Origin of the sequence: Paenibacillus oleatilyticus (genome assembly GCF_018998565.1) — a bacterium.
Lineage (GTDB): Bacteria > Bacillota > Bacilli > Paenibacillales > NBRC-103111 > Paenibacillus_G > Paenibacillus_G oleatilyticus.
The window spans coordinates 224,796-244,253 of sequence record NZ_JAHNZO010000004.1; the positions used below are offsets into that span (position 1 = coordinate 224,796).

17 protein-coding genes are annotated in these 19,458 nt (G+C 57.8%); 4 read left to right on the forward strand and 13 right to left on the reverse strand.

From position 1 onward, the window contains the following. Positions 1–5: 5 nt before the first annotated feature. The 10 genes from KQX66_RS07375 to KQX66_RS07420 form a co-directional block, all read right to left on the reverse strand. Entirely contained in the window at positions 6–908 is a 903-nt protein-coding gene (locus tag KQX66_RS07375) for a carbohydrate ABC transporter permease (RefSeq protein WP_216791518.1), read from the reverse strand. 1 nt (position 909) lies between these two features. Next, positions 910–3,123, reverse strand: coding sequence for a DUF5696 domain-containing protein (locus KQX66_RS07380; protein WP_216791520.1), 2,214 nt, complete (start codon positions 3,121–3,123; stop codon positions 910–912). After that, on the reverse strand, positions 3,116–3,841 hold the full coding sequence (locus KQX66_RS07385) for a Yip1 family protein (protein ID WP_216791522.1): 726 nt from the start codon (positions 3,839–3,841) through the stop codon (positions 3,116–3,118). Before KQX66_RS07385 ends, KQX66_RS07380 begins: the two co-directional genes overlap by 8 nt. After that, the gene (locus KQX66_RS07390) at positions 3,838–5,295 is read right to left on the reverse strand and encodes a hypothetical protein (RefSeq protein WP_216791524.1); all 1,458 of its coding nucleotides are present in this window, start codon (positions 5,293–5,295) and stop codon (positions 3,838–3,840) included. Before KQX66_RS07390 ends, KQX66_RS07385 begins: the two co-directional genes overlap by 4 nt. Positions 5,296–5,332: 37 nt before the next feature. Then, the gene (locus tag KQX66_RS07395) at positions 5,333–6,211 is read right to left on the reverse strand and encodes a carbohydrate ABC transporter permease (protein ID WP_216791526.1); all 879 of its coding nucleotides are present in this window, start codon (positions 6,209–6,211) and stop codon (positions 5,333–5,335) included. Between the two features lie 3 nt (positions 6,212–6,214). Then, positions 6,215–7,099 carry a carbohydrate ABC transporter permease gene (locus KQX66_RS07400; protein ID WP_373952512.1) on the reverse strand — a complete coding sequence of 295 codons (885 nt, stop codon included), beginning with the start codon at positions 7,097–7,099 and terminating at the stop codon, positions 6,215–6,217. Between the two features lie 113 nt (positions 7,100–7,212). Continuing rightward, positions 7,213–10,173, reverse strand: coding sequence for an extracellular solute-binding protein (locus KQX66_RS07405; RefSeq protein ID WP_216791528.1), 2,961 nt, complete (start codon positions 10,171–10,173; stop codon positions 7,213–7,215). 26 nt (positions 10,174–10,199) lie between these two features. Then, on the reverse strand, positions 10,200–11,321 hold the full coding sequence (locus KQX66_RS07410) for an ABC transporter ATP-binding protein (protein WP_216791530.1): 1,122 nt from the start codon (positions 11,319–11,321) through the stop codon (positions 10,200–10,202). Positions 11,322–11,610: 289 nt separating this feature from the next. After that, the gene (locus KQX66_RS07415) at positions 11,611–12,966 is read right to left on the reverse strand and encodes an extracellular solute-binding protein (protein ID WP_216791532.1); all 1,356 of its coding nucleotides are present in this window, start codon (positions 12,964–12,966) and stop codon (positions 11,611–11,613) included. A gap of 68 nt (positions 12,967–13,034) precedes the next feature. Further along, positions 13,035–15,410 (reverse strand): glycosyl hydrolase family 28-related protein, encoded by a 2,376-nt coding sequence (locus KQX66_RS07420; protein WP_216791534.1) that lies wholly within the window; start codon positions 15,408–15,410, stop codon positions 13,035–13,037. A gap of 423 nt (positions 15,411–15,833) precedes the next feature. On the opposite strand from KQX66_RS07420, the gene KQX66_RS37980 reads away from it, so the two are divergent. Next, on the forward strand, positions 15,834–16,037 hold the full coding sequence (locus KQX66_RS37980; protein ID WP_216791537.1) for a sporulation histidine kinase inhibitor Sda: 204 nt from the start codon (positions 15,834–15,836) through the stop codon (positions 16,035–16,037). A 194-nt stretch (positions 16,038–16,231) separates the two neighbouring features. Continuing rightward, the gene (locus KQX66_RS07430) at positions 16,232–16,690 is read left to right on the forward strand and encodes a MarR family winged helix-turn-helix transcriptional regulator (RefSeq protein WP_216791539.1); all 459 of its coding nucleotides are present in this window, start codon (positions 16,232–16,234) and stop codon (positions 16,688–16,690) included. 126 nt (positions 16,691–16,816) lie between these two features. On the opposite strand, the gene KQX66_RS37310 is transcribed toward KQX66_RS07430, so the two are convergent. Continuing rightward, a complete protein-coding gene (locus KQX66_RS37310; RefSeq protein WP_253957002.1) occupies positions 16,817–16,903 on the reverse strand; it encodes a hypothetical protein in 87 nt (28 codons plus the stop codon). Between the two features lie 512 nt (positions 16,904–17,415). Here KQX66_RS37310 and KQX66_RS07440 point away from each other — a divergent pair. After that, positions 17,416–17,583, forward strand: coding sequence for a sporulation histidine kinase inhibitor Sda (locus tag KQX66_RS07440; RefSeq protein WP_306665865.1), 168 nt, complete (start codon positions 17,416–17,418; stop codon positions 17,581–17,583). 90 nt (positions 17,584–17,673) lie between these two features. Continuing rightward, a complete protein-coding gene (locus KQX66_RS07445) occupies positions 17,674–18,192 on the forward strand; it encodes a hypothetical protein (RefSeq protein ID WP_216791541.1) in 519 nt (172 codons plus the stop codon). Positions 18,193–18,277: 85 nt separating this feature from the next. On the opposite strand, the gene KQX66_RS07450 is transcribed toward KQX66_RS07445, so the two are convergent. After that, on the reverse strand, positions 18,278–18,790 hold the full coding sequence (locus KQX66_RS07450) for a DUF4188 domain-containing protein (protein WP_216791544.1): 513 nt from the start codon (positions 18,788–18,790) through the stop codon (positions 18,278–18,280). Between the two features lie 3 nt (positions 18,791–18,793). Continuing rightward, positions 18,794–19,444, reverse strand: a complete 651-nt coding sequence (locus KQX66_RS07455; RefSeq protein WP_216791546.1) for a TetR/AcrR family transcriptional regulator — start codon at positions 19,442–19,444, stop codon at positions 18,794–18,796. Positions 19,445–19,458: the final 14 nt, after the last annotated feature.

Below are 19,458 nucleotides of genomic sequence, written 5' to 3' on the forward strand. Positions count from 1 at the left end.
CTCCCCTACCTTTCTCCCGAGTAATGAACGAATTTGCGCGACAAGCCGAGCACGGCGAGCAGCAGGACGAATACGGCCGTGAAATAGATCCACCCCTGCGCGCTCGCGTAGCCGTAGCCGAGATTGGCCGTCGTCATGTTCGTGACGATCATATTCAGCACCGGATTGAGCAGCGGAACCGTAAACATGTCGACGATCGTATAAATGACGTTGAGCAAAATAAACGGCGTCAGCGCGGGCAGCGTAATTTTCCACAGCATCTCCCAAGGGGTCGCCCCGTCGATGAGCGAAGCCTCGTACACGCTCGCCCCGATCGTCTGAAGACCGGCCAAATAAAGCAAAATCTGTACGCCGGAATACCACAAAATGACGACGAACAAGTTCAGTACGGTCAGGATCGGATCGGCCCAGAACGTCGGCACGTTAGCCGAGATAAAGCCGGCGATATCGTATTTGTTCAGCATGTCGAGGCTGCCCGCCTTCTGGTTGAAAATTTCCGACAGCACCTGGCCGGTGCTGAAAATAACCGGAAGGAAGAAGACGGCGCGGAACGCCATCCGCCCGCGGAATTTCAAGTTGAGCAGAAGCGCCACAAACAGCGAAAAGAGCACGATGATCGGGATGACGAGCAGCGTGTTTTTCATCATGCCGACAAGCGCCGCCACAAACGTGTTGTCGGATAAAAACGCGTACGAATAATTTTCCCAGCCCTTGAACTCAAACTTCATCCCCTCCCCGGTAAACCGCACCTTCTGAAAGCTCATGTAAAGCGAGAAGCCGAGCGGGAACAGGACGAACAGCCCGAGTCCGGCCAGCCACGGAATGAGAAACAAGTAACCGGATATCGCCTGCTGCGTCTCGATCGAGAGGCGGGATCGCTTGGGACGCGTGAAAGACGAAGGCTGCATCTTATCCCTCCTTGCCGACGACGGCGAACTCGCGCGGCTTGACCGTGATGACGCCCGCCGAATAGGCCGTATCGTTGTAATTGACGACAATCGCCGTCCCGTTCTCGTAGCGGGTTTCGAACACGCCGTCGGCCAGCTCGCGGTGCCCCGAGATAAACAGGCCGCGCACCGGGCCGAGCGCTTCGTTCCAGCGTTTGTACTCCGAGGCGATCTGCTGCTTCCACACGTCGTATTGGCTGCTGTAAATAAAATCTCCCGGCGTATGGCGCAGCAGCGCGGGATCTTCGTAGGTGAGCAAATAGTGCGGAACGGCGCCGAACTCGATCGAGCGCAAAAACTCGGTCGTTCCCGTTTCCCGCAAGTTGCCCCATTCCCCCGAATAATCGACCAGACCATGAACGGCAATCGGCAGGAACGGAACCGCCTTGGTGGCGACCAGATCATAGCTGACGCCGATCGGCATCCGCTGGACGAAATCGAGCTGACCGATGAGGTAGCTATTGCCTTCCGCCGCCCCGGTGAAGCCAAGACGCTCCTTGGCGAGCCGGAGCAGCTTGCGGTAGCTTTCCGCCGCATCGGCGCGCGTCGCAGGGTGGGACGAACGATAATCCGAGTACAGGCTGCCGAGCCCTTCGAAGTACATGCCGTCGATGCCGAGTGCCTCATAGCTCCCGACGTGCTCTTCGAACAACCGCAGGGCGACGGATGCGGGATTCACATATTCGGTCTCGCCAAGCCTCTCGTCGTACCGCGCCTTGTTGTTGATGTCCCGCATCACGTCGCGGGACGGAACGAAGCTGCCGTTCAGCCGCGAACGCGTAAAGTCGGCTTGCAAGTAGACGCGGTCGCCCTGCTTCCGCGCTTCGCGGGCAAAAGCCCGTAGCCCTTCGTCGCCTCCGAGCCCCTTCTCCGCCGGCGGCACGTCGGGCATGACGCTGCGGTCCCCGCCTTTCGCCCAGCCGTTGTACAGTACATGAATTGGTCCGATTCCCGAGGCGTGCAGCCCTTTTAAAATGTCGATCCCCTGCCCGAACGTCGTGACGGGCACGAAATTCGGCGAGAACAAGCCTTTTTCCTCGGCGCCGCCGTAGAGCGTCACAAACAGCGGAAGTCCGTTCGCATCGGGCGCGATTTTTTTCATCCCTTGCGTTTCCATCAAGTAGCTGCGGTAATCGGCCGCCATTCCGGCGTAATCGGCTTTGCTGCCGTTCTGGAAGTAGTAGCGAATGCGTCGGTTTTCCGTCGACCTCATCTTTTCCACCGTCTTATATCCGGCCCCGAGCTTGCTCGTCTGGCGGAAATACTCGTTCCGGTACACGAATTGCGGCGCAATCCAGTGGAACGATGTGTACAGCCCGGCGGGCGTCGCATGCACGGTCGACGTTGCTTCCCCTTCCTCGATGACGGCCAGGTACGAATGATCGTCCCGCTTCATGCCGAACGCCGGAAAAATCGTATAGGTGCCCGGCTGGCCTGGAATCGCGTCGTCGCTGCCATAAATTTTCGCGGAGACGCGGGATTGCAGCTGATGCTCCGCCTTCATCGGAACGAGCGCGCCCATCTGCAGCGGCACCAGCATGTAGCCGTCCCGCTGAATCGCCTGCTTCTGGACCGCGCCGAAGAACGGGAACGGCCAGATCGAGACGACCTGCTTGCCCGCGCTTTCGGCGATTTGGTCGCTCGGCACGCTCACCTCCAGGTACCCGTTTTTCAACCGGACGACCGTCTTGAAGCGGATGCCGAGCGTCTGCAGGTCGAACATCAGCTCCGCTCCACCCTCGACCGGGGCGATCGTCGTTCTCGTTTTGGCGTCGCTCCCGTTCGCGGTGTTGATCAGCACGCCCGTACTTTGCTTTGCGGCATCGACATAGTCGACTATGAACGGAGAATCGGCGTTGCTTTTCCACAGCCCTTTCAAATCCGGCTCCAGCCTCGTGTCCGGATCGCTTCGCCAGACGAAATCACCTTGTTTGTCCCGGACCCGGATATGCCCGGCGTCGTTCACGAGCAGCTCCAGCCGGCCGTCCTCGGCCATTCGCCGGTAGCTGTCCGGGTTGTAGTCGATCCGCTGAATCGAGGCCGGGTTGATCGCGGGCGGCGAACCCGCCTGCCGCAGCTCCGGCTTGCCGACGAGGGGCCCTGCGAAGCCGAGCGCATACGCGGCTCCGGCCACCGCCGCCAGCAGGAGCAGGCCCGTTACGATGCGTCTAAACACGGTAGGCCACCTCCTTCACGATCTGCGCGACGAAGTCGTAAAGCTGGAACGTCAAGCCCGCGAGAATGAACAGCAGAATCCAGATCGCGAACATGAAAAGCACCGACAGCACGACGTTGACCGCGGTCTCGCCGATATCGTAATTGTGAATTTCTTTGACCATGATGAAAAAGAGCAGCAGCGTCCAGCCGATCATCACCCCGTTGCCGAAATCGTATACGACCTTCTCATTCAGCGTCAGCACGTTGGACAGCAGCGCGAGCGGCAGCGAAAGGAGCAGGAACGGCATAAGCGCATACGCGCTGCCGACGAACACCTCCGTCCATCGGCCCTGCCCTTTCATGATCGAACCGATCCAATAGTTGGCGGCAACCCACGTCAGCCACGGCACGACGAATTGCAGCAGCAGCGTCAGCGGACTGACGTTCTCGACGCCCGACGGGTTGAACAAATACGACGTCGCCAGCTTGCTGAGCAGCAGTACCGCGAAGGCGGCGATCAGCAGCAGCACGGCTGCTGGAAAGCTGCCTTCGCTGCGGTAGCGCAGCTCCCCGAACGCGTCGAACGGATGCTTCAGCACCCGCAGCGCCTGCTTCCATTGAAACCTCACGTCCTTCGCCAGCTGCGCAAGGTACGGAGAAGAGCGCAGCGACTTGGCGGGCCCGGCAGACCCTGAGACGGGACGCTTGTCATCGGGCGACACATGTAACGCGGTCATCGTTCTTCCCCCTCGATGCTTCGCGGCGTAAGCCACAGCTTGCGCTGCCGGTTCCCGAGCTTGTTCTTCAGCCTCCGCCCCAGCGCAGCCGCAATCAGCAGCACGGCGCCGCCGAAGGCCAACTGCGCAAAATGCTTCTGCATCCACAGCAGCCGTACTTGCCAGAAAGCGTCGGAGTAGCCGTTAAGATCGCCGCCCGCCCGGAATTCCCGCATCGCCTGCGCGTAATCGCCGTTCTTGTAGTACGCTTTCGCCAAGCCGAGATGGGCGCGGAAATATTTGCTGTTCCTGTTCAGCACTTCGCGCCACGGGCCTGCGCTCTCTTCGTAATGTCCTTGGATGAACAGGTCGGTCGCCTGTTGGACGAGCGCGCCGAACTCGGTCCGCTTGAACGTCTGGATCACGTTCGCCGTCCTATCGAGCACGAACAGCTTGCCGGTCGAATCGATCGCCAGCGCCGACGGGTATTGGAACAAGCCGAGCTTCCGAAACCCTTCGTCCTTGGAGCCGAAGGCAAACATCAGATCGCCGTTCGAATTATATTGGAACAACATGCCGAACTGCGCATCGACCGCGGTGATGTTGCCCAGCGAATCGACGGCAACGTCGGTGAATTGCTTTTGCTGTCCGGCGAGCAGCTTCGTGACGCCGTAGTCTTTTTCACCGAGCAGGTCCTTGCCGTCGTAGTTGAGCTTCTTGACCTGGCCTTTCGTCACCTGCATGGAGGTCGTATACAGCAAACCGTTCGGCCCTATCGACACGTTCGATACGGAGCCCGGCAGCTTGAGCAGTTCCTTCTGCAGCTGCTCCTTCGTGAAAAAGAGCCGTTTCAGCGCGTCGGTCAAGCCGAAGTCGACTTTGTTGGCGCCGAAAAACCCTTCGAAAGCTCCCTCCGGATCGAGCAGCAGCAGCCCTTGATAGCCGTTTCGCGTCGCAACATATATGTACCCCCGCTCGTCGACGGCCAGCTTCGTCGGCTGGTAGACGAAATTCGGCGGCAATATCGCCGATTGCGGCCGCCGGATCGTGCGGATATACCGCCCTTCGGCGTCGAAGACCGCGATGCGCTCGTTCTTCGTATCGGCCACATAGATCATGCCGTCGGGACGCACGAATACGCCGTTCGGCTCGTTCAGCTTCCCGTCCCCGTCAGGCTGAATGATGCGCACCGTCTGGCCCCGTTCGTCCAAATGAACGATTCGGTTGTTACCGGTATCGGCGACGAACAAATGATCGTTCGCGTCAATGTACAAATCCTCCGGATTTTTCAGTCCGCCGTGCATGAACGTATCCGGCACATAAGCCGGTTGAACCGGAATTTCCTGGCCCTCCAAATCGTAGATGAACGTGCCGTACTGCACATCGGCGCTGGCGATCCCACCGCTCCATAAGCCGAACGAAACAAGCGCAAGCAGCGCAGTCAAGCAGCGAATCCCCCGCCTTCTCATCGCCATCCCTCTCCCCCTTTCCTCGTCCGGACGTCGCAGCCGGTCATTTCAATCCCGAATGCGCCATTGTCGAAATGACTTTTCGTTGGAGCAGCAGGAACAGGACGAAGCTCGGAAGGAACATGAGCAGCCCCGCCGCAGCCGCTACCCCTTGACGCGCCACGCTGTTCGCAAGTCCGCTGGTCAGCGTGCTGACAAAGAACGGCAGCGTCTTCATCGTCTCGTCCTCGACGTACAGCGTGGACGTCTCCATGTTCCCCCAGGTCGACTGGAAGATGAGAATGCCTGCGGTCGCCACCGCCGGCATGCACAGCGGCAATATGATCCGGCCGAACAGGGTGAATTCGTTTGCTCCCTCCAGCCGAGCCGCTTCCAGCAATTCGTCGGGCAGCAGATCGATGAACTGCTTGAACAGAAAGACGATGACGGGTAGCGCGATCACAGGCAAAATGTGCGCCCAATACGTATTGATCAGGCCAAGCTTGCTGATCACGTAATAACGCGGAATTTGCACCGTCTCCGGGGCGAACATCAGCGATACGATAATGACGGAAAACATCCACTTTTTCCCAATGAACCGGTGCTTGGACAGCGCATAGGCGCACAGGGCGCTGATCAGCGTTCCCAGCACGATGGTGGCGACAGCGACGATGCCCCCGTTGAACAGGTAGCGGCTGACCGGTACGACCGCCGTTTTCGTCACGACAAGCAGATCGTAGAAGTTCTCGAACGTCGGCTGACGTGCCAAAAATGTCGGCGGATACAGAAACAGCTCGTGGTATGGCTTCAGCGCATGATTGAACAAGTACACCATCGGCAGCAGCATGAACGCCGCCAGCAGCGTCAGCAGTACGGTCAGTGCCCATTGGAAAGGCATCGTCCGGTTCAGCCTACTCTTTTTCCGGAACCGCAGGTTCGCCATCGGTCATTCCCCCTTCGAGCCGAACAGCTTCCAGCACAGCTTGCTGGACAAATAAATAATGACGAGCAGCACGACCGACACCGCCGAAGCGTAGCCCATCTCGTAGCGGATAAAGCCGAAGTCGTCGATATGGTTGATCATCAGATGCCCCGCATAGTTGGGCGACGGGTTAGAGCCGGTCAGCTCGACGCTGATCGCTCCCGCCTTCAGCGTGCCGACAACGGACATGACGGCGCCGAACAGCATTTGCGGCTTCATCGACGGGATCGTAATATACCAAATCTCCTGCAGCCGGGAACGGATGCCGTCGATCCGGCCGGCTTCGTATAGCTGCCGGTCCACATTCTGGATGCCGGCCAGCATCGCCAGAAAACCGACGCCCATGCTCGACCAGAGCGAGACGGCGATCATGATTTTCATGATGTATAGCGGCGAAGTCGTCCAGAGCTGCGGCTCGTTGATATACCCGATGTTGAGCAGGAAATTGTTCAAATATCCAAGCCGATCGCCGCTGAACATAATGAGCCAGACGACGGACATGGCGATGCCGGCCGTCATCGAGGGCGCGTACATGGCCAGCGTGTAGAACGCACGGATGTTGTGCGGCAGCTGAGCGATCAGCCAGGCGAGGGCGAACGACAGCGCATACCCTACCGGGCCGACGATGACCGCGAACAGGAACGTATTCGGCAGCGCATATTGCCAGAAGACGAGGTCCTGTGTCAGCAGCGCCTGATAGTTGAACATACCGATAAAGGCAGGCCGCTCGATGGCGTTGAAGCTTGTGAACGAAAGCGCAATTGCCGCGGCCGTCGGCAGCGCAATGAACAGCAGGAACAGCAGGAAGAACGGCGACACGAACAAGTAGGAAACCCACGTCCGCTTCATATCGGCCGCAGCCGCCCGGACCCGCTCCCGCAGCGAGACGGCGGCCTTCGGCTTCTTGCGGGCGACGCTGGAAGCAGGGGCCATCGCGGCCCCGGTATGGCGAGACGGATTCGTCATGGCTTGCCCGCTCCTTCCGATGGCTGCGTGATGTCAGGCACTTTCAGCTTGCGCACGATGCTGCCTTGCTTATCGACGAATCCAAATTCCCGCTGCTTGCGCTTCAGCTCGCTATCGATTTGGAATACCGCCTTTTCGAGCATTTCCCGGTAGTTTTGGTTTTGCAGCACGGTGCGCGTCCAGGCGAAGTTCAGTTCGCGAGGCGTAAAGTAGCCGCCGGGCACGTTCGGCATTTCTTTGTACCATTTCCATTGGTCCAAAATCGCCTTGCTCTCTTTCTCAGGCCACGGCAGCTTTTTGAACGCCTCGACATTCGCCGTATTCCAGCGGAATTCGACGCCGTTGAGCAGCTCGATCTCGCTTCCGAACCGCGATTGCGTCTCGGTCGACGTCCACCATTTCAGAAACTCCCAGGCGTCCTGCTGGCGTTCGGACGAGCGGAAGATCATCCCGGAGGACAGGTTGCCCCCGGACCAGCGGACGACGGTGCCGTCCTTCTGTTTCACTCCCGGAATCGGGGCGATCTCCCACGACCCGGCCAGCTCGGGCGCGGCGACAAGCAGTTGCATATACGTGTTGTAGTCGGCGATGCCAACCGGCATATCGCCGCTGCGGAAGTGCATGTAAAAGCTCGGCACCTCGGTCGGCAGCCCGTATACCGTAAACAGCTCCGTCCACTGCTTGAACGAGTTGAACGCCTCGCGCGAATTGAGTCCCGAATTCAGCCCGTCTTCCGTATAGAAGGAAGCTCCGTTTTGCAGGAAAATCGGCACATAGTTCAGCTTCGCAAAATAGAAATTGTACCCTTTCTGCTGGAGCGTCGGCAGCATCGCGTACAAGTCGTCCCACGTGTCCGGCGGCTTCAACCCGATGCTTTTCAGAATGTCCGTACGGTAAAAAAGCACGTTCAGCGCCACGGTCTCGGGCAGCGCGTACACGCTTCCGTCGTAGGTGAACGGAATGAGCGTCCCCGGCTGGAACTGTTCGGACACGCTCGCAAAATCGGGAAATTCGCTCAGGTTGACCAGCGAGTTCCGCATCGCGAAATCGGCCGGGGTTCCTTCGGCGATGCCGAGAGCGACGTCCGGCTCCCGGCCCGCGGAATTGCTCAGGATGAGCTGACCGGGATTCGGCATCAGGTTGACGTTGACCTTGATCCCCGTCTTCGCCGTAAACGATTCGTCCGCAAGCTGCTGCATCAGCGCCACATAATCGCGGCCCCGGTTGACCCATACGTCGATTCCGTCCGGATCGCGTCTGCCGTAATAATGGTAGTTCGGCGAAAACGTGCGGAAGAAGTTGCCGACCAGATCGCCGACGACGGTCAGCGTGCCCGGTGGCTCGACCGGCCGCTCGGGAGACGAGGAAATAAAGAACCGGTCGAGCGTCAGCGGCTGACGCCCGAGACTGTCGATAAACGACGTGATTTTTTCGAGGTTCTGGGCATGCATCTCCGGCGGACGTTTTGACAGCAAATCCGGGCTTTCCGCCATGTTCCGCAGATCGAAAATGACCGAGCGCAGCCCTTCCGCGCCCTGCAGCGAATTGCCAAACAGCCCTTGCAGCCGGTCGACCTGCTCCTGCAGACGGTCGGCCAGCGCGCGAAGCTTGCTTGCCACGTCCGGCATCGTCTCCGCCAAGTTCCAATCGCGGTTCTGATCGACCATGTTGCGGTTTTTGATCCCGGTGACCATGGCCACCTGACGATTGATCTCCTGGTAGCCGTCCACAATCGATTGGAGCGACTCGCGGACGGGCGTCGTCGCCGACGGAGCGGCGGTCAGCCCGATCCGGTGCGTCCCTTGGCGGAAATAAAACGCGAACGGCTCGCCCTTGTCGTCCTGCAGCGCCTCCACGCTCCATTTCCGCGAATACGGAAACGGATACGATTGCAGCTCGCGGAACGGCACCTGACCGTCGATGCGGATTTCCCGGAAGCTGATGACGTCCTTCGTGAAGTTCTGCAAATATTTGAAGTGGATGTAGTACAGTCCGTCTTTCGGAACGTCGAAGGTCCACTCCGCCGATTGGCCGCCCCGGCTCCAGCGGGCTCCACCCATTGTGTTGTAGATTTGCCTGCCGTCGGATGCCGGGCTCGCCAGATTGTCGTTGCTCGCCTGAACTTGCACGGAAGGGTCCGATTTGGCGCTCATCTGCTCCGCTTCGACGGTGAGCAGCCAGCCGGGCTCCGCGCCGTTCGGCAGAGCTTTCCAGCCGGCCGCGGCCTGTTCGTACGCCGGCAGCGGGCGCGGAGCCTTCACGGCGATTTCCGCCAAGGCGAACGGCTCGAGCACCGACTCCAGCCGGATCGTATGCCGACCCTTGGCCAGCCGGAAGCGAAGCGGGTCGGGGCTCGTAAATTTGGCGTCCGTCAGCAAGCGAACGCCCCATTCGGACAATTCCTGCTGCGACGGCCGGATTTGGTCGCCGTGCTCGTTGAGCTTCGGCGGATAGACCGAATCTTTCCATTTGCGCGGGATCTGAATAGTTTTCGCTTCGAAATAAGGAAACTCGCCGTCGACCTTCACCCCGATCTGTACCGGGCCGGACGAGCCTTCGCCGGGCAATACGGTCAATTCGAGCTGGTATAGGCCGTCCTGCGGCGCGTCGATTTCGTACTCGACCCAGGCTTTTGGCTGCGGTACCTGCACGACGCCGTTCTTCCCTTCCAAGGCATCGGCACGCACCGTGACGTCCGGGGACGCGCTTTTATACCGGCTGCCCGGCAGGCGGTCCGCATCGGAGGGCGCATCCTTCCAGCCCTGCTCGTGCCACGCAAGAAGCGTCTGCGAGTAAAGCGACGCATACGCCTCGGGCAGCTTCCGGACCGGCGGCAGGATGAGCGGGCCGGACCGCTCGCCCTTTGCGGTTCCGCTTCCGAACGGGCCGGCCGCAGGCAGCGCGAGCAGCAATCCGGCAAGCGCAAGCTTCGTAACGGTTACAGTCTTCGTTCCCATCGGCAATCCTCTCCACTTTTAGCCGTTTATGCGATGACCTGCTGCGTATCGCGGTTGAAGAAAAGCGTAAACTTCGGGTTCAGCGTCAGCTCCAGCTTCGTCCCGTCCGCAACGCGCTCGTAGGCAGCCGCCCGCATGACGATTTTGTCTTCACCTACCTTGACATGGATGAACCGGTCGGCTCCAACCAGCTCGCTGAAGTACACGTCGCCCCGGATCGGCGCTTCCGTCGGCAGCCCGAGTCCCGGCACGTCCTCCGCTCGGTGCACGTACTCGGCGCGAATGCCAAGGACGACCACTTTGTCCACATAGCTTTGCTCCAGCAGCGCCTTGCTTTTCTCCGGCGACAGGGGGAGCGCAAAACGCGGCGTATCGAACACGAGCCCCCCTTCCTTGCCCAGCCGCAGCCGTCCTTCGAGGAAGTTGATCGGCGGCGAGCCGATGAAGCTGGCAACGAACATGTTGGCCGGTCTCATGTACACTTCTTCCGGCGCCCCGACCTGCTGGATGATGCCGTCCTTCATAATGCAGATGCGCGTTCCCATCGTCATCGCTTCCGTCTGATCGTGGGTAACATAGATCATCGTCGTCTCGAGGCGCCGGTGCAGCTCGATAATTTCCGTCCGCATCTGCACGCGCAGGCGGGCATCCAGGTTCGACAGCGGTTCGTCCATCAGAAACACCTTCGGGTGACGGACGATCGCCCGCCCCAAGGCCACCCGCTGGCGCTGGCCTCCGGAAAGCTCCCGGGGCTTGCGGCCGAGCAGGTGCTCGATCTCCAGCGTTCTGGCGTTTTGCTTCACCGACGTGTCGATGAGATGCTTCTCCGTCTTGCGGAGCCGGAGCCCGAACGCCATGTTCTCAAACACGCTCATATTCGGATATAACGCGTAATTTTGAAACACCATCGCAATGTCCCTCTTCTTCGGAGGGACATGGTTCACGAGCTCGCCGCCGATGTAAATCTCCCCTTGGGTGACCCGCTCCAGGCCCGCTACCATGCGCAGCGTGGTCGATTTGCCGCAGCCGGACGGTCCGACGAACACCATAAATTCGCCGTCCTCGATATCCAGGCTGACATCCTTGACGACGAACGGACTATTTTTGCCGTAGCTTTTGAACAGATGTCGCAGCGATACCCCTGCCATACGGATTCCAGCTCCTTTGTGTCGGATTCGCGCACCAAGCATAGAAATCAAATTGATAGCGTTTTCATTCGCATTATACCTACATGATACAGGGCGGAGTCGAGAAAAGCTTTAGCCGATCTGCCGTACTTTTTGCATTTCCGTTTACACAATATTCCGCTTCTTTTGCACTCCCTTTCATTATCGCGCGAATCGGGAGCTTCGTTGCATACAAGGGACGCCCGCCGCCTTTTCCCGCCCATAACGAGAACAAACGATTCCGCCTGTCCGGAACCGTTTGCTTCCTCGCTTATTTTTTCTTGCTTGCGTAAAAGTCGTCGATCCGCTTCTGCACTTCTTTGTTCACGTGGTCCATCATTTCTTTGGCCGTTATTTTGCCCGCCATGAAGTCCGGGAACAGCTTTTTGTACTCGGTGTCGTACGGCACCGGGAACTGTGGAATCCATTTTGTAGCCTGCCGGCTAATATCCAGAAACACCTTCAAATCGGGGTCGCTTTTGCTTTTCTCCTCCAGAAATCGGCTCGATTTCATTGCCGTCAGCAATCCGAGCCGGTTATAGAGCGACTCCGCTCCGGCCTCGGTCGAGGTCATCCATTTGATGAACGCCCAAGCGGCATCCTTGTCTTTGGCCGCCTTGACGATCGCCAGATTCGAGCCGCCGTTCCACAAGCTCGCTTGCGGCGCCGGCAGGACGGTCATGTCAAGGTCCGGCTTTGCCTTGCGGAAATCCTTCACATGATTAGATGTCACGATCAGCATGGCTTGCTTTTCCGCTACGAACGGATGCGTGTTTTTCGGCAGCTGCGCTTTCAATTGCGTATAGGCTTGCTGGTTGATCGTGTCGCGGTTGAACTTGAACATCCAATCGAGCGCGTCGACGATTTTCGGATCGTTCAAGCCGACCTTTTTCGTCTCCGGATTCCAGAACGTGGACGGCTCTGCGCCGTTCAGATAGGAGACAAAGAACAAACCTGACAGATTGCCGTAATAGAACAGCGGGTTATCCCCGGTCATTTCGTACTGCCCGTTTTTCATCATCCAGAACTTTTTAAAAAATTCGTCAGTATCCTTCAACCCTTGCAGGTTCGGAATCGATTTCTCGCCGTACTGGTTCATGATTTTGTTGTTGACGATGAGCGCGTACGTCGGGTTCGAGTACATCGGAATGCCGTACTGGCCTTTCTCGAACTGCGGAATTTCATACAGCACCTGATGAAACAGCGTCTCTGGCTTGTAATCGGGGTCTTGCTTGAAATAAGGCGTCAGCTCCTCGAACAAGCCGTCCATGATCCAGCCCGCTTCCAGCCGGTGGTTCGTCGCGACATTCGGCGGATTGCCCGCCGCAATCATCGGCTCAAGCTGTCCGAGCACCGGCTTCACCGTAATGTTCGGGTACGTCTTGTTGAAATCGGCGATCAAGTTTTGCAGCTCCGCCTCGGGCCAAGTCGTATTGCCATACTGCCAGACGACCTCGCCTTTGATGGAAGCCGGGTCTGCCGTTGTCGTCTGCGATTCGCCCCCCGTACCGGAAGGGCTGCCGCCCGGTTCCCCGCCGGAAGCGCTGCATGCCGATACGATCAGCGAAACCAGCAGGATCACCATCCAGATCGCTGCGGAACGCTTGTGACGCTTCAAATTCATCATGGCCGCTTCATGCTCCTTTATCCGTGATCTGTTGTTCAACCTGCACGCTGCCAACTCCGCTGCGCGATTTAGGCCAGCACCCCGTAGCTGCGCATCGCCTGCTTGAGCCGGTTTACCTCCCCTTCCAGCTCGGCGACCGTCAAGCCGCTCGTGTCGGCAATGCCAGGCAGCTTCCCGATCGGACCGAACGGTATAAATTCGGGAGCGGCAAAAACAACCGGGCTCGGCACGGATACGCTGGCCGCCAAGCCGACATGCAGGCGCACTTTGTTGCCGGAAATGCGTACGATGCGATAGGACTGGCTGCCCGGCTGGATGCGGATCCACTGCCCCGGCTTCAAGGACGAAGCGTCGTTGACGACGATCGTCGGGTCGCCGCCGATGCCCGTCGCCGTTACGCCGGTAAGCGTGCCCGCTGTGCCGGTTGCGCTCACCTTGTAGCCGGCGGCCGTCTGGCCGGAAGTCACGTCCGTGCCCGTGACGAGCACGATCTCTCCATGGTAGAACGTGCCGGCATCCGGGGGATACGAGGCCGCCGTCTTCACGGGCGGCGCATCCGTCGCCACCGACGGACTGAGGCTCAGCCACAGACCGCCCTGCTTCGACGCGATCAAGTTGTTCGTCACCGATACGCCGCGGAACGTGCCGTCCGCATCATTGACCCGGATCGAGAACATGCCTTGCGCCTCATCGTACGTGTCCGTGATGAAGTTGCCCGAGATGTTCCCTCCTTCGACCGTCGAACGTAGCAGAATACCGGCGCGGTATGGCTCGTACGCGGGCAGCGCGGGATAGTGACCGGCATTTTCAATCACGTTGCCGGTAATCTGGATATTGCGGGAGACGCCGACCTTCGACGTGCTGCCGATCCGGATGCCCGAGACGGGGGCGTTCTTGATCGTATTGTTGCTGATGACGACATTCGTCATATCGATGTCCTTGACCAGACCGATGCCGTAAGCCGCATCGTTGAAGGTAGCCCGCTGCGTTCGCTCTTCCTGGAACACGATCGTGTTGCCGGTAATCGTAATATTCTCGAATGCCCCCTTCTCTTCCGGGCCGCCGGCGCTCGATATGCCCGTTGTCGTATACCGCTTATGTACGGTATTGGCCAGATGAATCGTATTGCCGGCAATCGTCACATTCCGGAGCGCGTAATTTTTCCACGGCCATAGCTGGATGCCCTGGTTCGCGTTGCTGAATGTGTTGTTACTGACCGTGATGTCGCCGTGCTGGTCGAGGCTGTTCGCCTGAATGTTGACGCCGGTGTAATACCCGTCGCTCACGTTGTTCGAGACGACGCTTTGTCCGCCGTGCGTCTCGATCGCGCCCCGCGCCTTCTGACCCGCCGCCGCATAGAACAGACAATTGGACACCGTATGGTTGCGACCGTTCAAATAGATCGCCGAATTATCGTACCCTGCCGAATCGTCGCTCTTCGCCATGACGAAGTTGAACCGGCAGTTCGTCACCGAAGCGTTGGTTCCCCGCTCGTTGTTCATCGTGATCGTGTTGATCCCGCAGGTCGGATCGAACGCGACGTTGTCGACGAACACGTTCTCATAATTGTACAGGCCGATCACGAACTGCCAGAAATACGGGTCCTTCCGGCGCAAATCGACGTTGCACGTCAAATTGTTTTGCGTATTCTGATCAACGCGCAGGTTGGAGATGCGGACGTTCCGCAGCGGCACCCCCGACGAGGCGGCCCCGAAAATCATCCCATAGTCCCCGGCGTTGTCCTTCACCTTGATCACCGAAGCGGTCCCCTCACCTAACACATGAACATTGTCGCGCAAATTGATTTTGGTGCTCCCCGACGGCGATACGATGTACGTCCCCTTCGGAAGGAATACCGTCCCCCCGCCCAATGCAAACGCCGTATTGATCGCGTTCTGGATGGCTGCCATATCGTCCGTTACTCCGTCGCCCTTCGCCCCGAACCATCTCACATTCAAATACGGCGACTCCAGCAGCCGCTTCAATCTCGCGCCGGAAGCGGCTACGAGCACCGTGCCCGTGTTGTCCGCCGTCGTCTGGTCGTCCGGATCGACGACAAAATGACCTTCCTGCCCTTTGTCCGTTACCAAATAGACGAAAGACGCATCCGGCGCCGTCATTGACCGCAGCTCCGCGACCGTCGCAGGTACGACGTATTGGAGCGCCGCCAGCCGCTTGATCTTCTCGAACAGGCTGTCGGGGTTTCCGTACCCGGTTAAGCCGTACACCGAACCTGTAACCGAGCTGCTGCCATTCCCGCTCGCCGAGCCGAACGCCGCGCCGTACATGACCGCTGCCGCTCCGGCCATGCCAAGCGACGCGAGCAGCTTTCGCCGGCTAAGCATCGGGCCGCCCGGCTGCGGCGGCGCTGCAGCCATGTCCTGTCCTTGAACCTCGTCTGCCCGATGTTCATCGCCGGGTATCCGTTCTTGCATTTCCTTCATTGCAATTCCCCCTAACGGATAGAATGGAAGGTCGAAGCAAGCCTTTTGATTGCCTTCAAATAGGTAAGCGTTTTCATTTTGCGATTACCGTTATCATAGCGCGGTTGCCGGGTGAAATCTTTGTAGCTTGAATCGTTCTTTTTGCATTTCGTGTTGGATATTCGTTCATTTTTTTTGCACTGCGTTGCATACGGCATGTTCTTTATGCAACCCCCATAAAACGGGATTTTCGCCCGGTTCGCAGCGCCAAAAAGCCAATTTGCGCTCTATTTCGATATGATGCAACAATTTTTGCATTCAATAAACAACAAAATGTGATGCGATTTGCCACCATGAATACTACAATTTTAGTATAATTATGGAATTTCAATCAGGGATTTGGGATAACCGACAGCAACGAATCCCAAGGATGGAGGATAACCGATGCGCACACTCAAAGACGATTGGCTCATTCAATGCTACATGGATGCGGTCCACCTTCAGCTCGATCCCGAATTTATCGATCTGCTGCTAGAAGAAATCCATAGACGTTCAACCAATCCCGCTTTCCGCCGAATGTGGATGGCCGTCTCCCACTCTCTATGGGGGCAAAAGGCTGCGGCTGGCGCCGTTCTCTATGCGAATTGAACCTCGCCATCCTTTTCTTATCTTTCCGGGCTCTTACGCTGTGCCGTACGAAACGCGCAGCGCAGGAGCCTTTTTGGTCTGTTCCGCAGACTTGTTGGAGACCGGGAGAGAATGATATAATTTTGACCAAATTAACTTGTGCACAATCAATCCTTCCGAGACATGAACAGGATTGAGGAAAGAAGGTTCCTCCCATGAGTCATAATGAATATTTGAAACTCGACAATCAGCTATGCTTCAGTCTGTACGCCTGTTCGAGAGCGATCTCGCGAATGTACCGGCCGCTGCTCGACGAGCTTGGGCTGACCTATCCCCAATATCTTGTGTTATTGGTTTTGTGGGAAAAGGAAGAAAGCACGGTCAAAGAGCTGAGCGAAATCCTCGATCTCGACTCGGGAACCTTGACGCCGATGCTGAAACGGATGGAATCGGCCGGGCTGGTGCAAAGGAAGCGTTCCAGCGAGGACGAGCGCGTCGTGATTGTCCGGATCGCGGACAAAGGCTTGGCGCTCCAGCACAAAGCGGTCTGCATTCCACAAGCGCTGTTCGCCTCCAGCGGTATGACGCTCGAGCAGATGACCGAATTGAACCGGCAGGTCAAAGCCATGATGGCTCATATCCATGAGCTTAACGGTACGGTTGCCGGGGAGTAATCACGAAAAAAGGCATCTCGCCATGAGATGCCTTTTGCGCGAAGGAAAGCTCCCCCGCTCCGCTATCCGCCATAACGCTCACACGAGTCCCATCGAAATCATGTTGGTCATCAGCGAACTGACGTCCTAACTAATGAATGGAAGCGCAATGCCCGTCAAAGGCATCATTCCCGCATGCATCATAATGCTCTCGAAAATCTGCAGCGTAAACATCGAGATCACTCCGACGATCAGATACCGGCCGCTTAGGTCCGGACAGGTTTCATACGTTCCGCGATTTCCTCGCGGTTGCCCGGAAAGTATCGCTGCAGCAGCTCCCGGCCTTCGGCAGTTATCGAAATCACCGTCTTCCTGCCGTCCTCCGGATGGCCGGAGCGGCGGATATAGCCGTCATGCTCAAGCGGAGCAAGCAGAATGCTGATATTCGGCTTCGTACCCCGATTCTCCGGGCTAACAAGGAAGCCCCTACTAAATGTGCCGTCGCATCGATCAACGCGAAAAAAGCCTGCGTAGGCAGCGGTGAATCGAGTACGTAAGCTTGAAGATCCTGCACAATAGTATAAACGTTACGCCGCTGTCAACGTTATGTTTTTGATTTTGCGTTCATTTTCCATATATTGCAATCCTTTTTGCCATCGGACGAAAAACAAAATGTGATGCACACGCGACCAACTAATACTATCATTTTAGTATAAATATGGAAACGGTTTGAGTGGAGGCAAGTAATGGCAAGCATGCGTTCTCTTAAAAACGATTGGCTCTTGGACTGCTACACCGACGCAGTCCAGCTTCAGCTTGATCCGAAATTTATTCGTTTGCTGCTTAATGAAATTCATCGGCGATTGGACGATCCGGTTTTTCGCCGGACCTGGTTCGTTCTTTCCGGAAGGTAAGTTCCGGAGAGAGGAGAGAAAGCAAGGGCTTGTGCTGCCGCTCGGCAGCGGTTAGAGAAACTGAATTCTGGCATGGAAGGACTACTGGATATGATATTTGAGGGAGATATTACAAACGACTCTTTTAAATCGATCGGTTTTCGCGAGTCGCATCTTTTTTTCAACAGCGTTCCGCTTACGGAAGACACCCTGCGCATCGGCGCCTGGGGAATAGATATCAGCAAAGACTGGTGCGTCCGGAATCGGATTCATAGGCCGGACGAAGGCAGTCATTTTTATTTGGCCGGCATGGCGAAGCTCGAGTTCCATCAGGTGTCGAAAGTAAGCGTTTCGACCGTTCTGTATCAATCTTTGGAGCAAAACAACGATTTTGTCCGAACCGCCGACGGCAGCAAGGTTTCCTTGGCCAAAGAATGGGCCATTCGGGGATTCACCCCCCGGAGCCCTTATCTGTATCGTCTGACGGGAATGCTGGATTGGCCTCACGGGTACTGCGAGCTCGACATTTATGCCGAGGGCCCCGTCCGTATAAGCTTCGATCCGGGCCGATTGGTCAACGTCAGCCATTTCTTCGAAGCACCGCAAAACTACGCGTACCCGTTCGTTTAGGGGAGCCGCCTCCGGAAGGACCGGACCGCGTCCGAACAAGCACCTGCCAAGCCGTTCCTTGGCCAGGTGCTTGTTTGCGCTGCCTCTACATGGATGGCGCCGGAGGCGTCGGTACGGCCGGGTCGTTATCCCGTCCGAGCCTGCGCGCGGCGGTTTCCCGGCGCCCGGTGGCGGGCACGTGCCGGCCGGCCTTCGCCAGTCCGAAGACAGGCACGTTATGGTACAAGCACTCGTACTGCCCTTGCTGGACGATGAACGTCTCGTGAAATATACCGACGGCCCCGCTGGCCGCCACCTTCCGATTGAACTCGCGCCAAGCTTGCAAATGCACGGCGCCGTGTCGCGCATACCGTTCCAGGTGCTCGAACGAACGCCAATATTGCAGGATGACCGGCCCCCGCAGCGTCACATAGTAATTGGCGTGCAGGAACCCGAGCTCCGGGTTCTCGTACAGCTCCCGGATCATCGGCGGCATCGCCTTGAATACCGGAAGCCACTTATGGACCGCCCACGGCTTGTTGATCCTCATCCCGATCTGGAATACGACGAAATCCCCGTCGATCTCGGCCGTATAGCGGCCATTAACCACTTTGCTCATCCCTTATCTCCCCTTCTCCCGGTCGGCGCACAGCACCTCCAGATGCGTTTCGTAGACTCCCATCAAATCCGTGCTACCGTACAAATGCCCGGTCAAATAAGCGCCGTAAAAAATCGTATGCAGCAGTACTACCGCCGATTCCGCGGATACTCCCGGACGTAGCTCCCCGTCCTCGGCCGCTTCCTGCATCCGTTTCGTAAATTCCTGATGCAAATCCGGCTCCTGCGCCCCCAGCTCCTCTTGGCCCGGGAACAACAAGTGGACTTCCGCCGCACTTAACTCCGGCATACACGGGTGCATCTTCATTTCCGACAAAAAACCAATCAGACTCAGCATCAAGCCCGGCTTCGTCGCCGCCTCTTCGACGACCTTCCCGAGCATATGCCGGATGGCCGCCATTCCCCGCAGCGGCCGCTCCGCCAGCTCGATCCGCCGGAAGGTCAGCCATACCCGCATGAAGTAGACCAGCACGTCCTCTTTTTGCCGGAAAAACTTGAAAAACGTCACCTTCGACACTTCCGCCTTGCGGCAGATGTCATCTACCAGCAGCTCGCGAAACGAACGTTCGCCGATCAGCTCCAAGCTCGCCTCGTACAGCGCCAGCTTGGTCCGCGCTTTTTTGAGTTCCCGCAGCGGGATCGATTGCGCGTCCATAGAGCGAAATCACC